Annotated in this window: 26 protein-coding genes; 12 read left to right on the top strand and 14 right to left on the bottom strand. The window is 68.7% G+C overall.

Annotation, left to right across the window (positions count from 1 at the left end; genetic code table 11):
* Positions 1-101: 101 nt before the first annotated feature.
* The 7 genes from NO900_RS07395 to NO900_RS07365 are packed head-to-tail and all read left to right on the top strand — an operon-like array spanning position 102 to position 8,439.
* Positions 102-3,008 (top strand): ATPase, T2SS/T4P/T4SS family, encoded by a 2,907-nt coding sequence (locus NO900_RS07395; RefSeq protein WP_256408582.1) that lies wholly within the window; start codon positions 102-104, stop codon positions 3,006-3,008.
* Positions 3,009-3,035: 27 nt separating this feature from the next.
* Positions 3,036-5,072 carry a type II secretion system F family protein gene (locus NO900_RS07390; RefSeq protein ID WP_256408581.1) on the top strand — a complete coding sequence of 679 codons (2,037 nt, stop codon included), beginning with the start codon at positions 3,036-3,038 and terminating at the stop codon, positions 5,070-5,072.
* Positions 5,062-5,631: a DUF7287 family protein gene (locus tag NO900_RS07385; protein WP_256408580.1), complete on the top strand. Its 570-nt coding sequence runs from the start codon at positions 5,062-5,064 to the stop codon at positions 5,629-5,631. Before NO900_RS07390 ends, NO900_RS07385 begins: the two co-directional genes overlap by 11 nt.
* 1 nt (position 5,632) lies before the next feature.
* Entirely contained in the window at positions 5,633-6,232 is a 600-nt protein-coding gene (locus NO900_RS07380; RefSeq protein ID WP_256408579.1) for a DUF7288 family protein, read from the top strand.
* Positions 6,220-7,143 (top strand): DUF7261 family protein, encoded by a 924-nt coding sequence (locus tag NO900_RS07375; protein WP_256408578.1) that lies wholly within the window; start codon positions 6,220-6,222, stop codon positions 7,141-7,143. Before NO900_RS07380 ends, NO900_RS07375 begins: the two co-directional genes overlap by 13 nt.
* Entirely contained in the window at positions 7,136-7,624 is a 489-nt protein-coding gene (locus tag NO900_RS07370; protein ID WP_256408577.1) for a DUF7266 family protein, read from the top strand. The genes NO900_RS07375 and NO900_RS07370 overlap by 8 nt, the downstream gene beginning before the upstream one ends.
* Positions 7,621-8,439, top strand: a complete 819-nt coding sequence (locus tag NO900_RS07365) for a DUF7289 family protein (protein WP_256408576.1) — start codon at positions 7,621-7,623, stop codon at positions 8,437-8,439. Before NO900_RS07370 ends, NO900_RS07365 begins: the two co-directional genes overlap by 4 nt.
* A gap of 36 nt (positions 8,440-8,475) precedes the next feature.
* Here the strand turns inward: NO900_RS07365 and NO900_RS07360 are convergent, their stop codons facing one another.
* Positions 8,476-10,317 carry a DUF7289 family protein gene (locus NO900_RS07360; protein WP_256408575.1) on the bottom strand — a complete coding sequence of 614 codons (1,842 nt, stop codon included), beginning with the start codon at positions 10,315-10,317 and terminating at the stop codon, positions 8,476-8,478.
* Positions 10,318-10,504: 187 nt separating this feature from the next.
* Here NO900_RS07360 and NO900_RS07355 point away from each other — a divergent pair, with 187 nt between their 5' ends.
* From NO900_RS07355 to NO900_RS07345, 3 genes are all read left to right on the top strand, one after another.
* Positions 10,505-11,311, top strand: a complete 807-nt coding sequence (locus NO900_RS07355; RefSeq protein WP_256408574.1) for an alanyl-tRNA editing protein — start codon at positions 10,505-10,507, stop codon at positions 11,309-11,311.
* Between the two features lie 69 nt (positions 11,312-11,380).
* A complete protein-coding gene (locus tag NO900_RS07350; RefSeq protein WP_256408572.1) occupies positions 11,381-11,701 on the top strand; it encodes a transcription factor S in 321 nt (106 codons plus the stop codon).
* A 127-nt stretch (positions 11,702-11,828) separates the two neighbouring features.
* The gene (locus NO900_RS07345; protein WP_256408571.1) at positions 11,829-12,413 is read left to right on the top strand and encodes a DUF6517 family protein; all 585 of its coding nucleotides are present in this window, start codon (positions 11,829-11,831) and stop codon (positions 12,411-12,413) included.
* A 51-nt stretch (positions 12,414-12,464) separates the two neighbouring features.
* On the opposite strand, the gene NO900_RS07340 is transcribed toward NO900_RS07345, so the two are convergent.
* From NO900_RS07340 to NO900_RS07315, 6 genes are all read right to left on the bottom strand, one after another.
* Positions 12,465-13,016: a DUF7332 family protein gene (locus tag NO900_RS07340; RefSeq protein ID WP_256408570.1), complete on the bottom strand. Its 552-nt coding sequence runs from the start codon at positions 13,014-13,016 to the stop codon at positions 12,465-12,467.
* Between the two features lie 77 nt (positions 13,017-13,093).
* Entirely contained in the window at positions 13,094-13,465 is a 372-nt protein-coding gene (locus NO900_RS07335) for a methylglyoxal synthase (protein ID WP_256408569.1), read from the bottom strand.
* A gap of 227 nt (positions 13,466-13,692) precedes the next feature.
* On the bottom strand, positions 13,693-14,688 hold the full coding sequence (gene phnE / locus NO900_RS07330) for a phosphonate ABC transporter, permease protein PhnE (RefSeq protein WP_256408568.1): 996 nt from the start codon (positions 14,686-14,688) through the stop codon (positions 13,693-13,695).
* Positions 14,685-15,485 (bottom strand): phosphonate ABC transporter ATP-binding protein, encoded by an 801-nt coding sequence (locus NO900_RS07325; RefSeq protein ID WP_256408567.1) that lies wholly within the window; start codon positions 15,483-15,485, stop codon positions 14,685-14,687. The genes phnE and NO900_RS07325 overlap by 4 nt, the downstream gene beginning before the upstream one ends.
* Before the next feature lie 6 nt (positions 15,486-15,491).
* On the bottom strand, positions 15,492-16,544 hold the full coding sequence (locus NO900_RS07320) for a PhnD/SsuA/transferrin family substrate-binding protein (protein ID WP_256408566.1): 1,053 nt from the start codon (positions 16,542-16,544) through the stop codon (positions 15,492-15,494).
* A 332-nt stretch (positions 16,545-16,876) separates the two neighbouring features.
* Positions 16,877-18,802, bottom strand: coding sequence for a beta-CASP ribonuclease aCPSF1 (locus NO900_RS07315; protein WP_256408565.1), 1,926 nt, complete (start codon positions 18,800-18,802; stop codon positions 16,877-16,879).
* A gap of 235 nt (positions 18,803-19,037) precedes the next feature.
* Here NO900_RS07315 and NO900_RS07310 point away from each other — a divergent pair, with 235 nt between their 5' ends.
* Positions 19,038-19,568 carry a DUF7984 family protein gene (locus NO900_RS07310; RefSeq protein WP_256408564.1) on the top strand — a complete coding sequence of 177 codons (531 nt, stop codon included), beginning with the start codon at positions 19,038-19,040 and terminating at the stop codon, positions 19,566-19,568.
* A 2-nt stretch (positions 19,569-19,570) separates the two neighbouring features.
* On the opposite strand, the gene NO900_RS07305 is transcribed toward NO900_RS07310, so the two are convergent.
* The 6 genes from NO900_RS07305 to NO900_RS07280 form a co-directional block, all read right to left on the bottom strand.
* Positions 19,571-20,482, bottom strand: a complete 912-nt coding sequence (locus tag NO900_RS07305) for an SDR family oxidoreductase (RefSeq protein ID WP_256408563.1) — start codon at positions 20,480-20,482, stop codon at positions 19,571-19,573.
* Positions 20,483-20,539: 57 nt separating this feature from the next.
* Positions 20,540-21,337 (bottom strand): archaeal proteasome endopeptidase complex subunit alpha, encoded by a 798-nt coding sequence (gene psmA, locus NO900_RS07300; protein WP_256408562.1) that lies wholly within the window; start codon positions 21,335-21,337, stop codon positions 20,540-20,542.
* A 4-nt stretch (positions 21,338-21,341) separates the two neighbouring features.
* Positions 21,342-21,821, bottom strand: a complete 480-nt coding sequence (locus tag NO900_RS07295) for an Rpp14/Pop5 family protein (protein ID WP_256408561.1) — start codon at positions 21,819-21,821, stop codon at positions 21,342-21,344.
* Positions 21,822-21,828: 7 nt separating this feature from the next.
* Positions 21,829-22,482: a class I SAM-dependent methyltransferase gene (locus tag NO900_RS07290; RefSeq protein ID WP_256408560.1), complete on the bottom strand. Its 654-nt coding sequence runs from the start codon at positions 22,480-22,482 to the stop codon at positions 21,829-21,831.
* Complete coding sequence (locus tag NO900_RS07285) at positions 22,466-23,188, bottom strand: RNase P subunit p30 family protein (RefSeq protein WP_256408559.1); 723 nt, start codon at positions 23,186-23,188, stop codon at positions 22,466-22,468. Before NO900_RS07285 ends, NO900_RS07290 begins: the two co-directional genes overlap by 17 nt.
* A gap of 131 nt (positions 23,189-23,319) precedes the next feature.
* On the bottom strand, positions 23,320-24,183 hold the full coding sequence (locus NO900_RS07280; RefSeq protein ID WP_256408558.1) for a DUF6498-containing protein: 864 nt from the start codon (positions 24,181-24,183) through the stop codon (positions 23,320-23,322).
* Between the two features lie 181 nt (positions 24,184-24,364).
* Here NO900_RS07280 and NO900_RS07275 point away from each other — a divergent pair, with 181 nt between their 5' ends.
* Positions 24,365-24,649 carry a DUF357 domain-containing protein gene (locus tag NO900_RS07275; RefSeq protein WP_256408557.1) on the top strand — a complete coding sequence of 95 codons (285 nt, stop codon included), beginning with the start codon at positions 24,365-24,367 and terminating at the stop codon, positions 24,647-24,649.
* Between the two features lie 532 nt (positions 24,650-25,181).
* On the opposite strand, the gene NO900_RS07270 is transcribed toward NO900_RS07275, so the two are convergent.
* Positions 25,182-25,865 (bottom strand): HAD-IIB family hydrolase, encoded by a 684-nt coding sequence (locus NO900_RS07270; protein ID WP_256408556.1) that lies wholly within the window; start codon positions 25,863-25,865, stop codon positions 25,182-25,184.
* Positions 25,866-25,956 lie beyond the last annotated feature (91 nt).

Raw genomic sequence — 25,956 nt, 5'->3', positions numbered from 1 at the left:
GTCGCTTCGGCGTCCGCCGACCTAAAACCGCTCGCTCGGCAATTATCAGTCGCGGGGTTTTGCGAGACACCTTTTTTAACTGGAACGGGTTTCGTACGTCCATGGCAACAGAGGACGCCGAGCGCCCGCCGCAGTCGCCCGACGAGGCGACCGGAGCGACACCGGCGTCCGACCCCTCGGAGACCGCCCGCCGGATTCGGGCGGCCGCGGCTGTCGGCGACGTCGTTCGCGACCTGTGTTCGGCCCGGTACGCCCTCGACGAAGTGCCGGTGTCCAAGGGATACTACACGTGGGACGACTACCGCGACGAGTACTTCCTCGACGAGGACGGATCCCCTCCGACCGACGAGGACGACGAGCCCCTCGAATTCACGCACGAGGACAAGACCGAGGCGCTCGGCTTCGACCCCGACCGGACCGAGGAGCTGCTCGGCGCGGGCGGGAGCGCCGCCGCCGAGCTCGCCGACCTGGTCGACGAGCGCACGGTGAACGTCAACCCCGAGGTCGACGAGGACGCGTTCTTCTCGACGGCCGCGGGCGACACCACGCTCGCGAACCGGTACGACCTAGAGAAGGCGGTGCCGATGCCGAAGAAGCGTCACTTCCGCGAGATCGAGCGGTACTGGGTGAACGAGCCGTACGCGTTCGTGATCGTGTTCCGCTCGACGAAGGAGAACGAGGTGAAGTACTACGCGGTCCAGCCGTACCGGACCGAGATCGAGAGGGACCTCGTCGAGTTCCTGACGGGGAAGCTCCGGACCTCGATCAAGTACGCCGACGAGGCGATCGCCGGCGGCGACGAGGCGTTCCGGAAGGACGTGATCGTCGACGAGGCGCTCACCCTGCTCGACCGGTACGACCTCTACGAGCGCGAGGGCGGCGGCCGCGGGCTCGTCGACGACCTCGTCGACGACGCGGTCGACCGGTTCGGCTTCGACGTCACCGAGGGGATCGCCGCCCGGATCACGGAGTCGCTCGGCTACGAACCGCCCGCCGAGTCGCCGTCCGAGTCGGGGCCGACGAGGGTCCCCGCACGGCCCGAGCCCGCGGTGCTGGCGGAGGACCCGGAGACCCTCTCCGAACACCAGGTCGAGAAGCTGCTGTACTACCTCAAGCGCGACTTCATCGGCTACGAGCGGATCGACCCGATCAAGTACGACATCAACGTCGAGGACATCTCCTGTGACGGGTACGACTCCCCCGTCTTCGTCTACCACTCCGACTACGAGCAGATCATCACCAACGTCTATCACGGGACCGACGAGCTCGACGACTTCGTCGTGAAGCTCGCGCAGCGCTCCGGCAAGGGCATCTCGAAGCGCCGCCCGCAGGTGGACGCCACGCTCCCGGACGGCTCCCGCGCCCAGCTCACCCTCGGCCGCGAGGTGTCCGACCACGGGACCAACTACACCATCCGGCAGTTCAACGAGATCCCGTTCACGCCGATCGACCTGATCAACTGGAAGACGTTCTCGCTCGACGAGATGGCCTTCTTGTGGCTCTCCATCGAGAACCACAAGAGCCTGATCTTCGCTGGCGGCACCGCCTCCGGGAAGACGACGAGCCTGAACGCGGTCTCCCTCTTCATCCCCTCGAACGCGAAGATCGTCTCCATCGAGGACACCCGCGAGGTCGAGCTCCCGCAGCGCAACTGGATCGCCTCCGTCACCCGCCCCTCCTTCTCCGACGACGACAAGGGCGACATCGACGAGTTCGACCTGCTGGAGGCCGCGCTCCGCCAGCGCCCCGACTACATCGTGATGGGCGAGATCCGCGGCGAGGAGGGCCGGACCGCCTTCCAGGTGATGTCCACCGGCCACACCACCTACACGACCTTCCACGCGGACACGGTCGGCGAGGTGCTCAAGCGGTTCACCACGGAGCCGATCAACGTCTCGAAGACGATGTTCACCGCCCTCGATCTGGTCTCCGTCCAGACCTCCACGCGGGTGCAGGGCAAGAAGGTGCGCCGGAACAAGTCGCTGACCGAGATCAACCACTACGACGCCGAGAACGACGAGATCAACGTCCAGGACGTGTTCCAGTGGCAGGCCGAGACGGACGAGTTCCTCCAGATGGGCGACTCCAACACCCTCGAAGACATCATGTTCGACCGCGGGTGGAGCCGCGAGACGCTGAACGCCGAGCTCCGGAAGCGCCGGGTCGTGCTCGCGTACCTCATCGACCGCGGGCTCAACAGCTACGCGCAGGTGGCCGCGACGTTCCAGGCGTTCATCAACGACCCGGAGACGGTGCTCGCGCTGATGGCCAACGAGGAGCTGGAGCGCTCGCTGGAGGACCTCCGGGAGATGGAGTCGGTCCTCATCAACGTCGACCGCGACAAGGAGGAGATGGTCCCCCGGCCGGAGCCGGACGAGGCCGGCCGCGCGGAGGTCGAGGGGATCCTCGACGAGGCCGAGGACCTGTTCGCCGAGTACCGCGGTCGGATGCCCGACTCCGTCGCCGACGCGCTGCTCGACGTGGCCCCCGCCCGCGACGTCGAGGCGACGCCCGACGCCGCCCACGAGACGCTCGCGGAGACGGCCCGCGAGGCGGCCGCGCTCGGCCCCGAGGCGGCCGGTCCCGAAGGACCCGACGCGGGCGCGGACGGCGAGGACGCGACGGGCGGCGAGGCGACGGCCGAGCCGGTCGCCCGCGACGGCTTCGAGGGGGTCGCCGACGTCACTCCCCTCGACGGGGAGCCCCGCATCGGTCCGAACGACCGGGCCTCGGACGCGGACGGTCCGAGTTCGAACGGCGAGAGCGACGGAACCGGCGGCGACGACGGGATCGACTTCGACGAGCCGTTCGCGGAGGGGGTCGACGTGCTGGATCCGGCGGACGGCGACGACGACGTGTCTGACGCCGGTCCCGACGAGCGCGACGCGGTCGAACCGGCGCCCGAAGCCGAGGACGACCCCGACGCGGAGGAGGCCGAAAGCGAGTCCGACGGCGACGAAGCCGGCGACTGGGGGTTCGGCACCGTCGAGTCCCCGGAGGAGGGGTAACGCCGTGTCCCGAGCGAGGTGGACCGCGTGAGCCTCGATACGGGCGTCGGCGACGGGTCCGCCGACGGCGACGCCCTCGGCGAGCTGTTCTACCCCGTCTTCGAGCTGCTGTTCGACCCCGACGGCGACTTCGTCGGGGACGTCGAGCGCAAGCTCGCGGAGGCGCGGATGCCGGACCAGGTGGAGATGTACGTCTCCCGGGCGCTCGGCGCCGGGCTGCTCGTCGGCGGCCTCCTCTGGGCGATCGGGACGCTGGTCGGGTACGGCGTGTTCTCGCTCGGGCTGATCGACCCGAGCGCGCTGTCGCTCGGGATGCCGGCGCCGACGCCGGCGATCCGGGAGCTGTTGCGGTCGCTGGTCGTCCCGACCGCGGTGCTGCTCAGCGGGCTCGTCTTCGGCTCGATCGGGTTCGCGCTCGGCTTCGGCGGGTTCGTGGCGGTCCCCTACTCGCGGGCGTCCTCGCGGAAGCGCGAGATCAACCTCCTGCTCGCGGACTCCGTCTCGTTCATGTACGCGCTCTCCGTCGGGGGACTCAATCAGCTGGAGATCCTACGCGCGATGGCGACGGCGGAGGACACGTACGGCGAGGTCTCCCGCGAGTTCCAGAGCATCGTCAACGAGACGGAGTACTTCGGCACCGACTACCGGAACGCGATCCGCCAGCAGTCGATGGAGACGCCGTCGGACGAGCTCTCGCAGTTCCTCGCCGACATGCTCTCGATCGTCAACTCCGGCGGCGACATGGAGAGCTTCCTGAAGGACAAAAAGGAGAAACACCTCCGCACGTCGAAGCAGGAGCGCGAGATGACCCTGGAGACGCTGGAGCTGTTCGGCGAGATGTACATGACGCTCTCGCTGTTCCCCCTCCTCCTCATCATCATCCTCGTCATCATGGGGATGATGGGCGAGGCCGACGACCGGCTGCTGTACGCGACGGTGTACGTCCTGATCCCGCTGACCGGGATCGGCTTCCTCGTGCTCGTCTCCACGGTCAAGCAGGACGAGCCCGGCGACGGCTACCTGCACCCCGACGGGGGGAGCGAGCGCCTCCGACAGACGAGCCAGGAGGGGCTGCTCCACTTCGGGCTGATCGAGGGGTTCGTCGGTCGCTTCGGCGTCTTCGACCGGATCCGCGACCGCGAGGGGACGTACAAGACGAAACAGATCGTCTCGGCGCCGCACGTCTTCCTGCGCGACAACCCCCTGTACACGCTGGCGCTGACCGTACCGGCCGCGGTCGCGATCGTCGCGATCGCCGCGCTCACCGGCAACGCGCCGACGACCTTCGACGGGTGGGTGGCCCGCCCCGTCTGGTCGACGTTCGTCTGGGTGTACGTCCCGGCGTACCTCGTGATGGTCCCGCTCGCGGCGTTCCACGAGTGGAGCCGGCGGTCGAAGCGGGCGATCACCGGGAAGCTCTCCGAGAGCCTCCGGAAGCTCTCCTCGGCGAACGACACCGGACAGACGCTGCTCGAATCGGTCCAGACGGTGTCGGAGACCTCGACCGGTCAGCTCGCCGAGGAGTTCGAGGTCGTCCACGCGAAGGTGAACTACGGGATGAGCCTGCGCGACGCCCTCGTGGAGTTCAACAACAAGTACGCGGTGCCCCGGCTCGCCCGGACGGTGAAGCTCATCTCGGAGGCGCAGGAGGCCTCCTCGCAGATCACGGACGTGTTGACGACGGCGGCGCAGGCCTCCGAGAACCAGGACGACATCGAGCGCGACCGCGTCTCCCGGACCCGGATGCAGGTGGCGATCATCGTGATGACGTACGTCACCCTGCTCGGCGTGATGGCCATCCTCCAGACCCAGTTCATCGACGTGATGGGCGGGCTCTCCTCGCAGGCGGACGGCGGCGGCGCCGCCGGCGGCGCCGGCTTCGGAGGCGGCGGGGGCGTCGACCCGGAGGTGCTCTCGCTGTTGTTCTTCCACGCCGTGACGCTGCAGGCGGTCCTCTCCGGGTTCATCAGCGGGTACATCCGGAACGCCGACATCATCTCCGGCGTCAAGTTCGCCGTGGTCCTGCTGACGCTCGCGCTGGGGGTGTGGATCTATGTCGGGTGAGCCGCGGCGACGCGGACTCGGGTCGAGCGAAACGGCCCGCGCGCAGACCCCGATCGACTTCGCCGTCGGCGCGAGCGTGTTCCTGCTGACGCTGGCGTTCGTGATCGCGTTCACCCCGACGCTGTTCGACCCGTTCACCGGCCCCGCGACCGCCTCACCGGTCGTGAGCGACCGGGTCGCGGCCGGGCTCGCGGGGGACCTCCTCGCCGCGTCGCCGACGGAGCCCGGGGTGCTGTCGCCGGCCTGTACCGTCGCCTTCTTCGAGCCTGACGCCGGCCTCGCCGACGAGGCCGGCTGCCCCGAGGGGGTCGAAGACGACGTCGCGACCCGGTTCGGGCTCGACGAGGAGGTGTTGGTCGCGATCCACGAGCTGAACGAGTCGGACCCGATCGCCGACCCGCTGGACCTCTCGATCGACACGCGGTACGGAACGCACGCGCTCGAACTGCGCCGCGGCACGACCGACTCGGTCCGCGTCGACCGCGGCGGCGTCAGCGCCTCGCAGCGGGTCGTCTCGATCCGCGGGGACCAGTACCGGCTCACGGTGTGGGTGTGGTGAGATGAGCCGGATCGACGACCGGGGGCAGGCGCACACGCTGGAGGCGTTCGCCGCGGCGATCCTGATCGTCGCCGGGCTGACGTTCGCACTGCAGGCGACCGCCGTCACGCCGCTGTCGGCCAGCACGTCCAACCAGCACTTGGAGAACCAGCAGCGCGCGGTCGCGACCGACCTGCTGGAGACGAGCGCCGCGAACGGCGACCTGCGGGAGGCGGCGCTCCGGTGGGACCCGAACAGGAGCTCGTTCAGGGCGTCGGGGACGCCCGGGCCGTTCACCGCGGGGGGACCGCCGAACGGGTTCGGCGAGGCGCTGAACCGGACCTTCCGCGACGCGCGGATCGCGTTCAACGTCGAGCTCCGGCACGGGCCGCGGTACGGGGAGTCGACGCCGCTGGTGGACATGGGCTCGCCGAGCGACAACGCCGTGACGGCGACGCGGACCGTCGTGTTGACCGACGACGCGAACCTGACGATGCCCGGGTACGAGGACAGGACGCTCGCGCAGGTCGCCGCGGACGATGACCAGTCGTTCTACGCGGAAGACCCCGACACCCGACCGATCTATCGCGTGGAGGTGCGGATCACCGTATGGCAGCTATGATCCCGGCCTTCGACGGCGACGACCCTCGCGAACGCTTCCGCGACGCGGACCGCGGTCAGCTCCTGCTGATCTCCGGGCTCGTCGTGGCCGTCTCGCTCGTGGCGCTCGTGGTCCTCCTGAACGCGAGCATCTACGGCGAGAACGTCGCCACCCGCGGCGTCGAGGCCGCCGACGGCGAGGCGCTGGAGGTCCGCGCGGCGGTCGTCGAGGAGACGGGGGCGCGTCTCGACGCCGCGAACCGAGACGGGTCGACGAGCGACGCGGACATCGAGGCCAGCGTCGACGCGATCGACCGGAACCTGACGGCGCGCTACGCGAGTCGAGGCGGGATCGCCGCCGTCGATCTCCTCAGCACCACCCCGGGTCAGTATCTCACCGGTTCGGTCAACGACTCGACGACGATCGGTGAGGTCGACCGGATCCGCGCGTTCTCGGTCGCCAACGGGAGCGACCTGCCGTCGACGGAAGCCGCGGCGTTCACCGTCGTCCTCAACGACACCGCGGCCAACACCACCCACGAGGTGTACCTGTACGAGAACGACGGCGACGTCGTGGTCGCCCGCGGGGAGAACGGCTCGACCCCGACGGAGCGGTGTCGATATCCCGCCTCCGGAGATCCCGCCGTGCTCGACCTCACCGGCGACCGCCTCGACGGCGAGCCGTGTCCGATGGTCTGGCCGGAGAGCCTGAGCGACGAGGACGACGGACCGTTCGACATCGAGTTCGAGAACGCGGATGAGGCCGAGGCGGAGGTGACCGCGACCGTGGGGACCGACGCGAACCCCGAGAGCGACACCGCGTTGACGGTCCGAGACGCCGTCTACGCGGCGACGATCGAGTTCCGCTACCGCACCGCCGACCTGCGGTTCGAGACGCCGATCCGGGTCGCCCCGGGTGAGCCCGATGCGTGAACGCCGGCTCGGCGGGCGGTCGGGCCTCGTCCGCGACGACCGCGCGGTGAGCGTCGCCGTCGGCTACGTGCTGACGCTCGCCATCGGCGCGGTGCTGCTCTCGGGGGTCGTCGTCGGCGTCGGCGGGGTCGTCGACTCCCAGACCGAGCGCGTCGTCCGGGGGAACCTGGAGGTGACGGGCCAGACGACGGTGGCGAACTTAGAGAGCGCGGACCGGCTCGTCAGGGCGGCCCGGGCGGACGGAGCGGGCGGTCCCGACGCGGTGACCGTCTCCGTCGACCTCCCCGAGCGAGTCGCCGGGTCCACGTACCGGATCGCGGTCGACGACGACGGCGTGACGCTGCGGACCGACGACCCCGACGTGACCGTTCGGGTCCCGCACGCGGCGACCGAGCGCGTCGCCGAGACGACCGTCTCCGGCGGGCCGATACGGATCGCGTACGACCCGGGCGACGACGAGTTGGAGGTGACCGACCGATGAGCGACCGGCGCTCTCGGACCGTCGCCGTCGACCTCGACGCGTCCCGGCGCGCGTTCGGAGGCGACGACCGCGGCGTGAGCGACGTGGTCGGGTACATCCTCGTCTTCTCGCTCATCACGATCACCATCGGCACGGTGTTCGCGGTCGGGATCACCGGCGTCGAGGACCGCCGGGAGGCCGAACGCGTCGCCAACGTCGAGCGCGCGTTCGACGTGTTCGACGACAACCTCCGGGACGTCCAGCGGTACGGCGACCCCAGTCGGGCCACCGAGATCCGGCTGGCCGGCGGTACCCTCGCGACGTCGGGCGAGACGCGGTTCGTTCTTAACCGGACGACCGGCGGCGGCGATAACGTGACGCTCGCTGAGTGGCAGGCGGGCTCGCTCACGTACCGCGACGGGGATACGGTGATCGCCTACGACGCCGGTGCTTTGGTTCGGAGCGACGGGGACGGTTCCGTGATGCTCTCCGACCCGCGGTTCGTCGCCGCGTACGACCGGACGACGATACCGATCGTCGATCTGGTGCCGGAAGAGGCGGACGCCAGCGTCACCGGTGAGGGGACCGTCCAGATCACCACCGTCGATCAGTTGGACACCGGATCGGAGACGAGCCGGTTCGACGCGGCTGGTGAGACGTTGCACCTCCGGGTAGAGAGCGCACATGCCGGTGCGTGGCGTCGGTACTTCCAACGAACCGACGGTTTCGAGGAAGTCACACCCGCCGGCGCCGACGGCGTCGCGGTCGCCCGCATCGTCAACGACGATCAGGTCTATGTCCAGCACCTCACTCGCATCGTCTCCCTGCGACGGTGACGGCGCCGAAGTGAACCCCGTCGGCAGACGCTCCGCTCAGTTCGTCTCAATAACTACCCGATGGCGGGAGACGTGGAGGTGACTCACGACCGGAACGGAGCCGCCCCCGAACGGGTGAGATCCCTGAAGCGCCTCGTCGTAATGGAAGCTGATATCGACGTAATCGTCGTTGCCGCCGTTTCCGTTGTCGTCGGCTTCGCCCGAATTGACGCTCAGAAACGTGTTCGACCCCTTGAATGTGACTCTCCCCTCGACGTACGCCTCGCTCTGGGGAGCGTAGAGGACGCCGGTAAACCGAATGTCCCTGTCGTCGACGCTATCTTCGCCGGGACCGTCGAATTCGATCTCGCTCCCGCTCGAATAGAGCCAGAGGTTGCCCGCCACGTCCCCGTCCGCGGTGATCTGTGCCCTATCCGAGAGATCTATCTCGCCGGTGTTGTACAGGTCGAGGCGGGTGTCCTCGTCCGTCTCGATCGACCCCTGGTCCTGAACGTCTATTCCGGCGTCGACGGAGAGGACGTTGCGGCCACCACCTACCGAGTCGATCCGTCCGTCGCTCTCGATAGAGAGCTCGTCCTCTAGGAGGACCTCGATGTCACCGCTCGTGCTATCGAACACGACTCTCCCATTTTCGCCCACGTCAAGGCCTCCCTGGACGTGAACCGTCGATCCGTCCTCGATCCGGAGCGTGGTCCCGTCGGATACTTCGAGGCCGTCCGCGAAGCACGTATCTTCGCTGATCGGGTGGGTGCCTCCGTCATCGAATTCGGAATCGCTGCGACACTCTCCGGGTTCGTCGAGGCCGAGCGCCTTGACTTGCGCTATTCGCTCGGCTATCGCACCCGAGGTCGGGCCGGGATCGATAGATCCGCTGTTTCGAATCAGATCTCCAGTTATATTTGTATTCTTTTTCCATTTACTACTATTCTGTGAGGGATTAAATGAATCTGCCACAACATCTCCGCGAACCTCGAACGAGTCCGGTCCCCCGCCGTTTGCGACCAGCTGAAACTGTCCGCTCGTTCGTATTCGAGCCTCACTGCCCGCGGTATCAGGATCGTACGCCCCCTGGGACGAGTCGTAACTGTCCGCGTAAAGAGACGTGACGCCGCCGAGAGCGAGCTGTGACTGTGCCACGGACGAGACGCTCGCGTTGAGCGCGGGATGGGTCGTCACCGTCCGGAGCCGCACCTCGACCTCGTCGTCGGCCAGCCGCGTCACGTTCGCTTCGGTGCGCGACTCGAAGAACCGCCCCCACGCCTGAGCGTACTCGCTCTCGACGGTGACGGTGACGTTCCCGCCGAGCAGCGGGTTCGAGACGTCCCCGCTCGGGAACAACTGGTCCGGACGGCTCGCGTTCCGGGTGACGACCGCCGAGTCGCGGAAGCGACCGTCCTCGCCGTCGATCGTCACCAGCGGGAGGGTGAGCGTGTCGCCGCGGTAGTGGAACTCCGGCGGCGACACCATCCACGAGCCGCCCTCGTTCGCGCGCCAGACGCCGCCGCCCTGGTACGCCACGCGGTCGTCGCCGCGCTCGTAGACCACGGCGCCGAGCGTCACGTTCCGCGCCTCGACGTCGCCGTCCTCCGTCTCGACCTCGATCCGCATCCGGCCCGCGTCCCCGTCGATGCGGGCGTTCGCCGTCGAGCCGGGATCGAGCCGGACGCGCTGGCTCGTCGACCCGCCGTGCGCGACGAGGCTCGTCTTCGAGTCGACCTGCGTCATCGCCCCCTCGACGCGCTGCACGTCGGCCGACGCCTGCGCGTCGGCGAGCGCGGCCGAGCCGATCGCGACCGTCACCCCCACCGCCGTGATCGTGAGCCCGATGAGGAGCACGGTCCCGATCACCTCGCTCTGTGCGCGGTCGCGGCTGTCCATGCGGCCGTCTACGGCGGGAGCACTGATAAGCGTCGACGTCCGAGTATCAGCGCTGAGACCGCGGTTCGGTCCCCAGACACGTCTCTCCCGCACCTCTCCCCGTCTCTCACGCTCTCGCTCGCGGTCGGCGCGCCCGTCGCCCGCGCCGAACGCACCACCTATGTCGACGGAGCGGCTTCGTTCGGGCATGACCGAGGCGCTGTACCTCGCCGACGACGCGGTGACGACGTTCGAGGCGACCGTCGAGCGGACGCTCGACGACCGGGTGGTCCTCGACCGGACGGCGTTCTACCCGACCGGCGGCGGCCAGCCCCACGACACGGGCACGCTCCGCGTCGCGGACGGGGAGGGCGACGCCCGATGGCGGGTCGTCGACGTCGAGAAGAAGGACACGATCTACCACACGCTCGCGCCGACGACCGGCGACGAGGGGGGCGACCCCTCACCGCCCGACCCGGGAACGGCGGTGATCGGCGAGATCGACGCGGCGCGTCGGGCGGCCCACTCGAGGTACCACACCGCCCAGCACCTGCTGTCGGCGCTGCTGCTCGACGAGTTCGACGCGGCCACCACCGGGAACCAGCTGTACGACGACCGCGCGCACCTCGACGCGGCGTACGACCGCTTCGACGACGCGGACCTCGACCGAATCGAGGCGCGGCTGAACGAGCTCGTCGCCGACGAGCGCCCCGTGACGAGCTACCTGCTGGACCGCGCCGAGGCGGAAGCGACCCTGGACCCCGAGCGCACGCGCATCCGCCTCCTCCCCGATTCGATCGAGGAGCTCCGGATCGTCGAGATCGGCGCCGCGGGCGCGGACGAGGCGGGCCCGGAGGCCGACGCCGACCCCTACGACCGCACCGCCTGCGCCGGGACCCACGTCGACGACACGGCCGAGATCGGCGAGGTCGTCGTCACCGGCCGGGAGACGAAGGGGAGCGACGAGGAGCGCGTGCGGTTCGCGCTCGCCGAGCACCTCGACCGCGACGAGTGACGGGTCCGGCGACGCTCCCGTTCGTTCGCGATCCCGCCGTTTATATGCGATCCGCGGCTGGGTTCCGCCATGAAGTTCTGCGACGAGTGCGGTTCGATGATGAAGTCGGGCGAGGGCGAGGACCACTGGGTGTGCGACTCCTGCGGCAACGAGGTCGGACGCGACGACGGCGACGACGAGTGGACCACCGAGTCGCAGGTCGAGTCCGAGGTCATCGACGTGAGCGACGCGGAGGACAAGGGGCTCCCGCAGACGACGGCGCACTGCCCGGAGTGCGGCAACGACCGCGCGTACTGGTACATGCAGCAGATCCGCTCGGCCGACGAGTCCGAGACGCGCTTCTTCGTCTGCACCGAGTGCGAGCACAAGTGGCGGGAGGACGACCACTGACCGGCCCCGAGCGGTTCCTCTCGGCCCGCCGCGGCACGCTGTGACCCCTCCACGTCCCTCCCCTCACCGCCCCGACGACGCTCCGGCCCGCGCCCGCTTTTAATTACCTTCCCGGCGAACGGCCGCCATGGACCCGCCCGTCGTGCCCGCCGACCGCCTCGACGGCTGGCGACGCGTCGCCGAGTCGACGGACCGCCCGTTCGCCGCGGGTCCCGTCTCGGTGACCGCGAGCACGGTGCGGTACGAGCGGGCGGACGCGACGGCGCCGCGGCCCTTCTGTTTCGCGAGTCGCCTGCGGATCCGTCCCGAGACCGCGCCGAACGCCGCGCTCACACGGCTGGTCGAGCGCCGGGCCAGGGAGGGGTTCCGCGACCGGCTCGCCGACCGCGACATCGAGGCGGTCCAGCGCCGCGGCGACCGCGAGATCGCGGTCGACGACCCGGCGGGATCGCGCGCGACGCTCTGGACCTTCCGCGGCGACTGCCGCCTCGGGAGCGACGGCGGTCGCGGCGGCGACCGCGAGGTCCCGGTCGAGGCGCTGCTCGCGGTCTGGGCGACCGACGAGTACCTCCTCGCCGGGGGCGCCTACCCGCTCGGTGCGGACGCGTATCCGGCCGGTCGAGACGCCGAGGACGCGCGGCGGGAGCTGCTGGGGATCATTCGCGGCGTTCGCTCGCCGGCGCGCGGGGAACGCGACGGCGACGAGGAGTAACGGGACGCGAGGGAGGCGACGACGGCGGCGGAACGCGAGGCGCGTCCCGCCTTAGCAGTCAGCGATACCGGCGCCCGACTCGATCGGCGGGCCGTCGTCGCGGTACTCCGCGTCGTCGATCGCCCCGCCGAACATCGGGAGGTTGAGTTCGTACGCGTACAACACGTCGAACGCCGCGAACGGGTCGACCCCGTTCACGACGGCCTCGCGCGCGGTGAGCCGGACACCCGCGGCGAGCGTCACGACGGGGTCGCCGTCGAGGGTCCCGGCCGCCTCCAGCCCGAACTCGTTGCCCGCGGCGGGATCGGTCAGCACGGAGAGGTGGACGACCGCGTCGATCGTCGCCCCGGTCTCGCCGATCGAGATCGGGTAGCCGTCGCCCGCGAAACAGCGCGTCGGCGGCGTCACGTCGCCGCCGGACCCGTCGCCGCCGGGACCGCCGCCCGAAGTGCCGCCCATCTGTGCCGGGCCGCCCGCCTGCGCCGCGCCGACGCCCGCCTGTGCCGCGCCGCCCCCGACGACCGCGCCGCTCGCGGCGAGCGCCGAGACGAGGAGGAGCGCGGTCGTCAGCGCGGCGAGCCGGGCCGCCGAGTGACCGGTCATTGGTCCGGGGTACGAGGAACGCACCTAAAACGCCGCCCCTCTCGCTATCCGATCTGATACTCGGGTGCGGGGCGGCGTCACGGCGAGCCGAGCAGCCCCTCGACGAGCAGCTCGCCGGAGGCGACGTTGGTCGCCAGCGGCACGTCCTTCACGTCGCAGACCCGCAGGAGCGCTGAGATGTCCGGCTCGTGCGCCTGCGCGGTGAGCGGGTCCCGGAGGAAGACGACGCCGTCGACCGCGTCGTTCGCGATCATCGCGCCGATCTGGAGGTCGCCGCCGTACGGCCCGGACGCCTGCCGATTCACGGTCAGGCCGGTCTCCTCGGCGATGCGTTTCCCCGTCGTCCCCGTCGTCACGAGCTCGCAGTCGTCGAGGGTCGCGGCGTGTTTCGTGACGAACTCGACCATCTCGTCTTTCAGCTCGTCGTGAGCGATGAGCGCGATGCGCATGAGATGACGTTGCCGCGTCGCGGGTTAAATACTCCCGTCGAAGTAAGTTGCTATCCTGACGAGCCGGTTCCGTGCTAAGACCACGATCCGAGCCGTTCGTCAGCAGTTTCTCCGATCAGTCGAAACAATTTAACTGAATTATTTGTCCCATCCAGTAGGAGACGCGTTCTACACCTTCTATCTTCCATTGTTCGGAGGCGTAATGGAAGCAATACGGACCCGTCTGTCTATTTGAGCAGTGAATCGGACATCCGTCTGGGGAAGCCGAAAACTAGCTGACGGAAGCTCATCTCTTCCACATCGTCGCCCTCACGGAGGTAAGAGCGCGTTCGCTGGCTGATCATTTCGACGGAGATGACGAGTATCACTATGAACAGAATCGTCGCCATCATATTCGTGAAGTTGAACGTCTGCTGCTCGATCGTCAGCGTCACTCCGAGACCGCCCGCTCCGATGATACCGAGACTGACCGCAGACCGGACGTTATTCTCCAGAACGAACATCGCCCACGCGATGAACGGTCGGACCATCTGTGGAATCATTCCGAATGTGATTATCTGAGGCTTACCTGCGCCAGTGCTCCTGATCCCTTCGATCGGTCCGTCATCGACTTCTTCGAGTTCGTCGGTGAGTAGTCGGCCCAGCTCTCCGATAGTGTCCGTACCGAGAGCGAGTGTTGCGGTTACCGGAGTGATACCGCCCAAGGGGACGTATATCAGCGCCCAAACGAGCGCCGGAATCGAGCGAATGATACTCATCACCCCCCGAAAGAGGAAATTGAGCGGGAACGGGGTAACCCGCTCGTTTCCGAGGATACCGAACAGCAGTGCCAGTGGCGCGCCCATGATCGTCCCCGCGAGCGCAATCGCCAGCGTGATCCCAGCTTCTCCCACCAACCCAGCCTCGTTCATGAACCGATAGTAGCGCCCGAGGTCAACAAACGGAATTACGCCGAAATACAGCTTCGGCGGGAAATACTGCGCGAGCGCTTCGGTGAACTGCGGCCAATACTCCAGCCACTCTGTCCTCCAGAACCCGGCCGCGCTCAATGAGAAGTACAGGACCCCCGCAATGCTAATCAGTAGAACCGACTGAGACAGCCGACGTATCAGTCTGGCACGTTTCAATTCGCTGTGCCGTTGTTTGACGGCCGAATCCTCTTGAGTATCACCGAGGAACCGTCGGAGTAGCCTCTCAGTGAGGCGATCGCGATCGGTGCTCATAGTCCGGTTTTCGTATCGGCGGCCTCGGTCTGCATCGATTCGTTCAGTTCGGTAGTCTCGGTCCCTTCTCGGAGTTCTTTCGTCTGGATCTCACCGTAGATCTCTTCGAGAATAGAGGGCGTGAGCTTCGAGCGCGAGCCTACAAACATGACCTCACCGTCTTTCATCCCGATGAACTGCTCGCCGAACTCCCGGGCGATATTGACCTGATGGAGGCTTGCCAGCGTCGTGAGGTCGCGTTTTTTCGCAGTCTCACGGAAGTACGTCATTACCGTTTCAGCACTGGCAGGGTCCAGACTGGCGACTGGCTCGTCGGCGAGGAGGAGCGTGGGCTGCTGAACCAACGCGCGTGCGATCCCGACGCGCTGCTGCTGGCCTCCGCTCATACTACTAACTTTTTGACCTGCTTCGTCGAGCAGTCCGACCGTGCTCAGCGCCTCCAACGCGAGTTCTCGATCCTCGGTAGGCTGTAAATTGAGCAGGCTCCGAAGGTACCCAGTTCGGTTGAACGCCCCGGTCAGGGCGTTATCGTAGGCACTCAGCTCATCGACGAGGTTGTGCTGTTGAAACACCATTCCAACGTCCGACCGCGAGTTGGTGATCTCCTGTCCGTCGAGGTATACACTCCCCGAAGTGGGCTCGGTCAACCCGTTGAGGATCCGCAACAGCGTCGACTTGCCAGCCCCAGACTCGCCGAGCACGACAGCAAAGCTTCCATCGGGGACCTCGAAGGAGACGTTTGACAGGGCCGTCGTGTCCCCGTACTCTTTGGTCAAATCCTGTACGCGGAGGACCATATACAGTTACAGGTCCCCCAGATCGACGCCGAGCGTGTTGATCACGTCGAGAATGGGCTGATAATCCTCGTTACTACCCGGCGAAACCGCACTGATGGGGTTGTCCACGTCTCCGTCCGGTTCCCGTAGCGTCCCCTCGTCGATCGAGAGAATCGCCTCCTCGATGTCGGAACGCAGCGGGTGTTCCCAGTTGCTGCGCGCGATGATGGGCGAGAGAGGGAGCGACTGCGACGCTTGGACCAGTTCTAGCTCCGTCGAACTCGATCCGACGTCGTCGTCCCATCGACCGGACCGTTCGCGCACCCGGTCCGGCCATTGGTCTTCCGGGATATACTCCAACAGAACTGCGATGTCACAACCGACTGCGGCGAACTCGTCCCGATTGAGGAAGTTCTCTATCGCGCCGGCCTGGCCGCTCGTCCACGTCCCGTCGTAGTCCACTGGGTCGCCGTACGGGGCCTCTCCGGTGTCCAGTCCGGCCTGGTTCAGCATGTAGTTGGGGTACAGCGATCCGCTCGTCGAGAGCCGGTCAGCGAACACGATGCTCTCTCCTTCAAGATCTGACAGCTCCTCGATATCGGAGTCCGGACGCGTCGCGATCCCGGAGAAGTACACCGACGCACCGCCTTCGTTAACGATGCCGACGACGTCAATCTCCTCGGGATTCGCGAGCAACACGATGTCGCTGCGCGTCATCTCGGCTTGGTCGTTGATAAGCGATTGGCCGATTCCCGAAGTGCTGTCCGCGAATTCGACGTTCAGGTCCAGCTCGTCGACCTGCGAGTTGACGTACTCCGAGAACGGCTCCCACATCTCCTCGGTATCCCCGGGAGTCTCGCCGGGCGTCTCCAGGAACGTGACCGGCTCGTAATCGTTGCCCGACGAATCTCCGGTCGAATCGGACTCTCCATCGGAACCGTCACCGGAACTACCATCGGAACTGTCACCGGAACTACCATCAGAGCCGTCACCGGAACTACTTGCGCCGCAGCCCGCGAGACCGGCGGTCAGTGCTACTCCAGTGCCCTGCAGTACGCGACGGCGTGCCTTGTCTGGCATCGGATATTGGTCAGTGAAGTATCAGAATAAGATTTTATAATTTTTATAAATTGAACTACGTTTCGGTATGTCACAAACTACGGTGCAATAGCCTTACACATCACAAATTAACTTCTATATACCATCTAATCAGACGGGTGTCTCACCGGGAACTGTACTCCCTTCTCGCGTTCCCGGACTTGAAATTCTCGACGAACGACCTGCTGACGCACCGCAAGCCGACGACGCGCTGAGTGGCCAGCCTACGGGTCAAGACCGCCCAAAGTGCTCCGCCTCAACGCGTGGCGATGCGGGACGAGGCTGTTTGAAGCCGCAGAACCCGCGAGGACGACTCACTTGAACCGGAACGTCTCCAGGTTCTTCGGCGCGAACGTCCGCATGTTGTAGTCGTGGTACAGCGCCGACGAGAGGTCCTGCACGGAGCGCTCGTCGCCGTGGACACAGAGCACCTTCTCGGGCCGCGGGTTCATCGTCTTCACGAAGTTCTCTAGCCCCTGCCGGTCGGCGTGGCCGGAGAAGCCGTCGACGACCTCCGTGCCCATCTCCAGGGTGAGCGTGTCGCCGCGGCTCCCGCCGCCCCAGCCGTCGACCGGGATCTCGTCCCAGCCGTTCTGGATCCGGCGGCCTAAGGTCCCCTGCGCCTGGTAGCCGACGAAGACGAGGTTCGAGTCCGGGTCGGGGCCGATGTGGCGGAGCCACGACATGATCGGGCCGCCCTCGATCATCCCGGAGGTGGAGATGACGATGCACTCGTCGCCGTCGGCGACCTCCTGCCGCTCGTCCTCGCCGGCGTCGATGTGGTTGAACTGGTCGGCGAGGAACGGGTTCTCGTCGTCGTGGAAGATCCGGTCGCGCAGGTCGTCCCGGAGGTACTCGGGGTAGGTCGTGTGGATCGCGGTCGCCTCCCAGATCATCCCGTCGAGGTGGACGGGCATCTCCGGGATCTCGCCCTCGCGCATCGCCTCCTCCAAGACGAGCATGATCTCCTGCGAGCGCCCCACGGCGAACGCCGGGATGACGACTTTCCCGCCCTGCTCGTATGTCTCGTTGATGACCCGCTTGAGCGCCTCCTCCGAGTCGGCCTGGTCGGTCTGGTAGTCGTCGCGGCCGCCGTAGGTGGACTCCAACACGAGCGTCTCGACGCGCGGGAAGTCGTTGACGGCGCCGTTGAACAGGCGGGTGTCCTCGTAGTGGATGTCGCCCGAGAAGGCGACGTTGTAGAGCCCGTCGCCGATGTGGAAGTGGGTGACCGCGCTGCCGAGGATGTGGCCCGCGTTGTGGAAGGTGAGCTTCACGTCGGGCGCTACGTCGGTGACGTCGCCGTACTCCAGCGGGATGGTGTGTTTGATCGCCTCGCGGACCTGCGCCGACTCGTACGGCGGCGTCCGCCCCTCCTTGGCGGCGACGTCGAGGTAGTCGAGCGTGAGCAGTCCCATCAGGTCGCGGGTCGGCTCGGTCGTGTAGATCGGGCCGTCGTAGCCGTACTTGAAGAGGAGCGGCAGCAGCGCCGAGTGGTCGAGGTGAGCGTGCGTCAGGATGACCGCGTCGAGGGTCGCCGCGCCGGCGCCCAGCGCCTCGGGGACCTGGAGGTACGGCACCTCGCCCTCCGCGCCGGGCTTGTCGCCGCAGTCGATGAGGATGCGCGTCTCGGGCGTCGAGAGGATGAACGCGGCGCGGCCGACCTCGCGACAGCAGCCGAGCGTCGTGATCCGGACCCACTCGTCGTCGGACATCTCCTCGCGGTGGATCTGCCGGCCGACGCGTTCGAGGATGTCGCGGCGCTCCTCGCGCTCGTTCTTCAAGAAGCCGCGCACGTTCGAGACGGTGGAGGACTCGATCGGGGGCGTCCGAACGACCTCGGGGGTCCAGCCGACCTCCTGGGTGATCTCCCGCAGCGTGGAGCCGCGGCGGCCGATCACCATCCCCGGCTTCTCGGCCTCGATGACGACCTCGCCGGTGTCCTCGTGGAAGTCGAGGTCGGTCACCCCGGCGTCGTCCGGGATCACCTCCCGGACCTCCTCCTCGGCGCGCGCCGGCGGAGAGAGGGCGCTGGGGTCGGGGCGGACCGTGATTCGTTTCCGGAGCTTGGAGGCGAGCCGGCGGATGAGGTCGCCGTCGCCGGCGAACCGCTTCGGGTCGCGGGTGTACACGACCAGCTCCGGGCCCTCGTACTTGACGTCGGTGACCGTGATGTCGTTCGGAATCTCCTGTTCGATCTCTGATTTCAGGGTATCGAGCTGCTTGTCGACTTGACTCATATCTTACCGCGGGTCGTCGGGGTCGCCGCCGCCGTCGAACGCGTCCGCGCGCCGGTACGTCGCTCGCCGCCGAACGGCCGACCGTGACGGGGTAGGCATAGTGGTAGTACTGTCCGTAGGTGGTACCGTGCGGGAACAGCCAGCGAAAACCCGCTTGGGTGGTCGTACACCCCGGTTATTATAAAACCCTTCGCAAAGGGCAAACCCCTTGCCCGCCGCCGGCGTTCGACGTCGCATGCGCGTCACGCCAGAGACGGTCCGCGACGAGCGCGCGTGGGTCCACGACCGCGCGCCCGTCGTCGTCCCCCTCATCAACGAGAGCCGCGAGCGGCTCGGAACGCTGTTCGAGACGGACGTGGATCCCGTGCCCCCCGAGGCGTACCGCCGCGAGGTCGACGCCGTCTTCGCCGACGGCGAAGTCGCGGTCAACGTCGCGGGCTGCGTCGCGCTCCTCCGCGACCTCGACGTCGCCGGCGACTACCCCGGGTTCGTCGTCGACGAGGTCCTCGGCCGCGAGCTCGCGGCGACGATCGCCGGCGGTCGGCCCCTCTCGCTGCTCGCGGAGGCGACGTTCCACTTCGTGGACGTGCACGTGCACGAGGACGAAACCGCGCCGGGCGACGACGCCGGGACCGCCGGCGCCGACGACCTCGACGCCGCGCTCGCCGCGGGGTTCCAGACGCGCCTCCCGGGCTGGGAGTGGCGGGAGGGGGAGAGCCCGTTCGCGGTCGGGTCGGGGCCCGGGAGTCTGAACCCCGACGACTGACGCTACGACGTGAAGTTGCGGACGAACTCGTAGCCGCGGTCGAGCAGCGCGTCCGGGAGGAACCGCGCGAGCACGCCGACGCGGGCGGCGGTGCCCGGTTGGACCCGCGCCGGCGGGTTCGTCGCGCTCGCGGCGTCGTATATCGCGCCCGCGACGAGCTCCGGCTCGACCGCGCCGGGACCGCCGCCGCCGACGAGCTTCGCGTCCTCGAACAGCTCGTAGAACTCCTCGTAGGCGCCGGAGCGGTCGATGCCGTCGCCGCTGTCGCCGTCGGCGTCGGCCCCGTCGGCGCCGCCGTCCCCGTCGGGATCGACGCCCGCCTCCGCCTGCGCGCGCTTCGAGAAGTTCGTCTTCACCGGTCCCGGCTCGACGACGACGACGTCGATCCCGTGCTCGGCGACCTCGTTGCGGAGCGCGTCCGACATCGCCTCGACCGCGAACTTCGAGCCGCAGTAGACGCCGCCGCCGGGGAACGAGACGCGCCCGGCGACCGACGAGACGTTGACGACGGTGCCGTCGCGCTCGCGCCGCATCGCCGGCAGCACCGCCTTCGTCAGCCGGTGCGGGCCGTAGACGTTCACGTCGAACTGCTCGTGCACCTTCGCCGTCGACACGTCCTCGATCGGCCCGAACTGGCCGTAGCCCGCGTTGTTGATCAGGGCGTCGATCGCCCCCTCCTCGTCGAGGATCCGGTCGACGACCCGCTCGACGTCGGACCCGTCGGTGACGTCGAGCGTCGCGAGCTCGCAGCCCGCCTCGCCGAGCGCCTCGACGTCCGCGGGGTTCCGCGCGGTCGCGTACACGGTCCACCCCTCGTCGTTGAACGCGTGGGCCGCGGCGCGGCCGATACCCGAGGAACAGCCGGTGATGAGTACCGTCTTCTGCACGCGTCGTCGGTCGGCCCCCGTCGGCATAACTCTCCCGACCGGGCGTCGCGGCGACGGCGAGGAAAGGGCCGCGCGGCGGGCGCCTTACTCCTCGTCGGCGTCCGTCGCGTCGTCTGCGTCTCCGTTCTCGGCCGGCGCGTCCTCGTCGGTCGCGAGCAGGTCGCGCTCGTCGAGGATCGACTCGATCTCGTCGTTCGACCGCTCGGTGTAGCCGTCGTCGTCGTCGACCGTGATCGTGGCGACGCCGACGCCGTCGGGCGCCAGCTCGCCGTCGTTCGACTGCGCGAGGGTGTCGAGCGCGAGCCCGACCGCCTCGTCAGTGGAGAGGCCCGCCTCGTACTCCTCCTCCAGGTAGTCGCGGAGGTCGCTCCGGTCGGAGCCGATCGAGAGCGCCTGCCACTCGTAGGGGGTGCCGGAGGGGTCGGTCTCGAAGAGGCGCGGCTCGCCGTCCTCGATCCCGCCGACGATCAGCGCGACGCCGAAGGGGCGCGCGCCGCCGACCTGCGTGTACTGCTGGATGTGGTCGGTGATGTTCTTCGTCAGCGTCTCGATGCCGACCGGCTCGCCGTACCGGAGCTGGTTCACCTGCGCCTGCCGGCGGGCGAAGTCGATGAGCTGGCGGGCGTCGGCGACGTGGCCCGCGCTCGCGACGCCGACGTGGTCGTCGGCCTTGTGGAGCTTCTCGATGCTCGCCGGCTCCATCAGCGGGGAGCGGGCGCGCTTGTCGGCCGCGAGGACGACCCCGTCCTCGGCGCGGACGCCAACGCTCGCCGTCCCGCGTTTCACCGCCTCCCGGGCGTACTCGACCTGGTAGAGCCTGCCGTCGGGAGAGAAGATCGTGATTCCGCGGTCGTACGCCTGCTGTTGGGATTGTCCCTGCATGATATCACTCGGTGTCGAACGCCGCCGCGCCGACGTAACCCGACTCGGTCCGCACGTCGCACGCGTCCTCGCGCACGACCGCGGGCCGCTCGGCACCCTCGAACGCGACGTCTCGCTGTGTCGAACTGGCGGTCGCGCGACCCATATATCTTTCCTCACAGGCACGCACCGTCCCCGAGATCCCACGGACGTGGATCCCGACCGCCTCGCCGTCAACCTCGCTCACGCAGGCGATCGCCGCGCGCGCCTCGGCGACGTGGCCGTGACGGACTTTCACCACCGCCTCGCCGACGCTGTCGTCGTGCGCGAACGAGAGCAGCGTGAGGTCGGCGTCGGCGCTGCCGGCGTCGCCGAGCAGGTTGCCGGCGGCGTACCAGAGCGCGCGTTGGAAGGCGCGGCGCCCGAGGTCGGCGTCGGGCCACGTCTCGATCCCGACCGCGACGTACCGCCAGCGCGGCCGGAGGTGTTTGGGGAGGTGTTTCACGGCGCGATCACTCGGAGAGGGAGCGGCCGCCCTCGGCGTCTCCCCCGCGTTCGCCGGGTCGCTCCGCGACGATCACGGCGACCTGGTCGTGGACGCGCTCGACCGCGGTCACCGCGAACCCCTCCGCGGTGAACGCCTCGACGAGGGTGCCGACGGTGGCGGGGTCGTCGACCTCGGGGCCGTAGAACGGGGCCTCCGGGTCCGGCCCCTCGAAGAAGGCCACGTCGCCGAGGACGACCCGGCGGGCGCCGGTGGCGGCCATCTCGCGGATCGCCTCGCGCTTCTCGCCGTCCGCGAGGTGGTGGAGCGCGAAGTTCGAGGTGACGACGTCGACCCGCTGACCGGGGTCGACCTCGGGCTCGCGGAACTCGCCGTACGCGAACTCGACGTTCGCGACCCCGCGCTCGTCGGCCTTGCGCCGCCCCTCGTCCATCATCCCCTCGCTGATGTCGCGGGCGAGCACGCGCTCGGCGTCCGGCGCGAGCGCGAGGGCGATGGCGCCGGTGCCGGCGCCCAGATCGAGGACCACGTCGTCGGTGCTCGGGTCGGCGTAGTCGACGACGAGGCTCGCGCAGGCGTGGTACTCGTCGCTCTTGGAGTCGTCGTACTCGGCGGCCTTCTCGGAGAAGCGCGCCGCGTGCTCCTCAACCGTCCTCTTCATACCTCCCCAGTCGGACCCCCGGCTCTATGAACTCCTCGGAACGCCGCTCGCGGTTCCGGTCGGCAATCTCGCTCCACGCCCGGAGCCCCTCCCGGACCGCCTCGGCGTCGAACCCGACGGCCTCGCCGACCGCGACCAGCTCCCGGGGCGCCCGGAGTCCGAGGTGCGACCGCGGGTTCGCGCTCACCACGTACGGGGCGTCGTAGTGGCCGACGACCTCGCGGAGCTTCCGCAGGTCGGCGAGCGCCCGCACCCGCTCCCCGCCGGTCGCACGGAGGACCGGGCCGAAGTCGAACTCGACGTGGACCCCGTTGTCGCGGGCCGCCTTCGCGAGGACGTGGTTGATGTCGCCGCCGGCCATCGGACGCGCCAACACGTCGACGCGGGGCTCCTCGACCGCGAACCGGTTCAGCGCGTCGTCGCCGCCGACGAGGCAGACGACGGTCCGCTCCGACCGGTAGTTGCCGACCGCGCCCGACGCGCTCGTCGGGTCGTCGGCGTCGACCTCGACCGCGTCGACGACGTCGACCCCGTACTCCTCGCGGAGCGCGGCCGCCTCGTCCGGCGGTTCGCCGCCCTCGCCGGCCGGGGGGAGGGCGTCCCGCGTGCGGACGACGATCCCGTCGTAGCCGTACCGCGCCGCGGTGGCGGCGTGGCGGGCGACGGTCGCCTCCCCGTCCGGGTGGGCGTGCACGGCCTCGTACATGGGCCCCACTTTCGCGCCGGGCCGTATCCTCGTTGCGCTTTCGGCGCCGACCTTGCTTCCTGTTTCGCCTCGTCCGTTTCGCTTCCTCGTCCGTCTTGCTTCCCGTCGTCCTCTCGGGTTTGGGTCCGGGATCAGTCGTCTCCGGCGGACTCCTCCCGCTTCTTCCACTCCCGTCTGGGATCCTCGCCGGTGAACCACGTCGCGATCCCGTCCGGGTCGTCCTCGCGGACGGCCCGACGCCGGCCCCACTCGACGGTCGCCTTCGCGAGCGCGATAGGGAGGAGATACGGCAGGAGGACCGCTTCGACGCCGAACGCGTCGGCGACGCGGTCGAGCAGCCCGGGGGCGAGGGCCGCCTCGATCGCGAAGATCCCGGCGGTGACGGCGACCGCCGTGACGATCCCGATGACGAAGTAGAAGAAGACGACGCGCTGGGCCGCCTCCACGACCATGTACGGCGACCGCTCCTCGTAGGCGCGCCCGCCGAGGAACTCCCGGTACGCCTCCGCGACCTGCGCGCCGCAGACCCCGAGCGTCGCCAGCCCGACGGTCGGCGTGAGGTACGAGAGCGCGTCCCACCCGACCGGGAGGAGCGGGAACAGCAGGAAGCCGAACGCCCCCAGCGACCGGGCGACGACGCGCGCGTTCCGGCGGTAGATCGGCGGGAGCCACGGGACGAGGCGGATCGGGTCCGGATCGCGTTCCCACACCTCGTCGCGCTCCGCGTCCTCGTCGTAGCCGGTGATGTAGAACGAGCGGTCCTCCAAGACGATGGGGCGCTCCGCGAACATCGCGGCGACGCCGTGGGCGAGCACCAGCGCGACCACCTCGATCCAGTAGACGGCGAGCAGCTCTCCGACGCGCCAGTCGAACGCGACCACCCCGATGAGCGGGAGGAGGTTCGTCGCGACCACGATCCCGAGGGCCGCGGGGCCCGTCGGGTCGAGGAGGCGGGACGGGCCGGACTGGACGTCGGGCGATCCGTCGGAGGGCATCGCCCGGTACTGCGGGCGGAGCGAGTATAAATCCGGCTCCGCGGGCGTCCGCTCCCGCGGTCGAGCGTCCCGAGCGCTCCTTTCCCGTCGCCCGGCGTCACCCCCGGCCGTCCCCCGCGCCCGGTCGCCGGGCCGCCCGCGCCCCGACGCCCTTTTCATCCGCTCGCGGGAACCGGAGCGCATGAGCGCCGACCTAGAGGAGAAGACGGACCGCTACGAGCGCATGCTCGCCGACGCGCTGGCGGCCGCGGAGCCCCGGCCGCCGGCCGACACGCACCTCGGCGAGGCGGCGGCCGACGTCGTCGAGATGGCGGAGTCGTACCTCGAAGACGGGCGGCACTTCCGCGAGGGCGACGACCCGGTGAACGCGCTCGCGTCGTACTCGTACGGCTACGGCTGGCTCGACGCCGGCGTCCGGCTGGGGCTCTTCTCGGTCCCCGACGACACCGAGCTGTTCACGACGTGAGCGGTTAGGACGTGATCGTTTACGGAGTGCAGAGCGACGCGAGCGTGAGTCTCTGGTCGTCTGCAGTCGATCGTTTATAAACGGTTGCCGGTAGCTCCGCGGTGAACACCTCCAAAACCCCAGCCGCTCGGCTATATGTGATTGTTAGCGGATCGACAGAGAACACTTCCAAAGCCCCCAGGCGGGAGGCGGGCGCACGCTCGCTGCGCTCCTCAGTCGCTCGCGCTGCTCGCTCCCTGCGGTACTTGCGTCGTCATCAGAACGCTTCGCGTTCTGATTGGCTCACGAGAGCTCCGCTCTCGTGAACGCCTGCGCCCGCCTCCCGCCTGCCCCTTTGAGTCCCACCCGCCCGCAACCGCGCCTCACGCCTCCCCCGCCTCGCCGCGGCCGCCATCGGCGGCCGCGGGCTCCCTCGCGCGTGCGACTCGCAGCCTGACGGCTGCTCGTCGGCACGCGCCACAGCACCGTTTATTAACAAGATCTCACGTGGCTGTCGCTTGGCACTTATAAACAATCCTCGCGTCGAGAAGCCTCACTCGCCCCGCTCACGCAGGTCGGTCAGCAGTTCGGCCGTCCCGTCCATATACGCCTCGTCGAGGACGACGTCGGCCGCCTCGCGGGCGGTCGCGTCCGCGTTGGCGACCGCGTACGATTCGCCGGCGACGGCGAACGTCGAGGCGTCGTTCTCGCTGTCGCCGATCGCGACGAACGCCTCGGGAGCGATGTCGAGCGCGTCGGCGACGCGCCGGAGGGCCTTCCCCTTGCTCACGTCGGGCGACTTGACGTGGTACGCGTAGCCCGTGTCGACGACCTCGACGCGCCCCTCTGCCGCCGCGGCGACCTCGCGGAGCAGCGCCTCGTCGCCGTCTCGCGACAGCGCCACCTCCGTCTCGCGCCAGCGGTTCACCGTGTCGCCGTCCCCCCAGCCGATCTCCCCGCCGCGCGCCTCGTAGGCCTCGACGACGGCCCGCGGGACCGCCGGGTCGCCGAGGACCGCCGTCTCGCCGTCGACGTGCGCGACCCCGCCGTTCTCGGCGATCACGGTCTCCGGCCGACCGAGGAAGTGCGCCAACGCGACCGGATAGGGGAACGCCTTCCCCGTCGCGAGGACGACCGGCGCGTCCCAGTCGGGCAGCAGCTCGAAGACGCGCGGGTCGATCCGGCCGCTCGGCGTCGTCAGCGTTCCGTCGATGTCCAGGGCGAGGGGCGGGGCCATACCGGCGGTGGGGCGGCCGGGCGCAACTGTCTTGCGCTCGGGCTCGGCGCGGCGTCAGGGCGCGATAAAAGGGCGTCCGCGGTCGTCGACC

The organism is Halorubrum rutilum (assembly GCF_024494565.1).
Note: the sequence above shows the minus strand (reverse complement) of the source record. Positions and strands in the feature narration are given on the sequence as shown.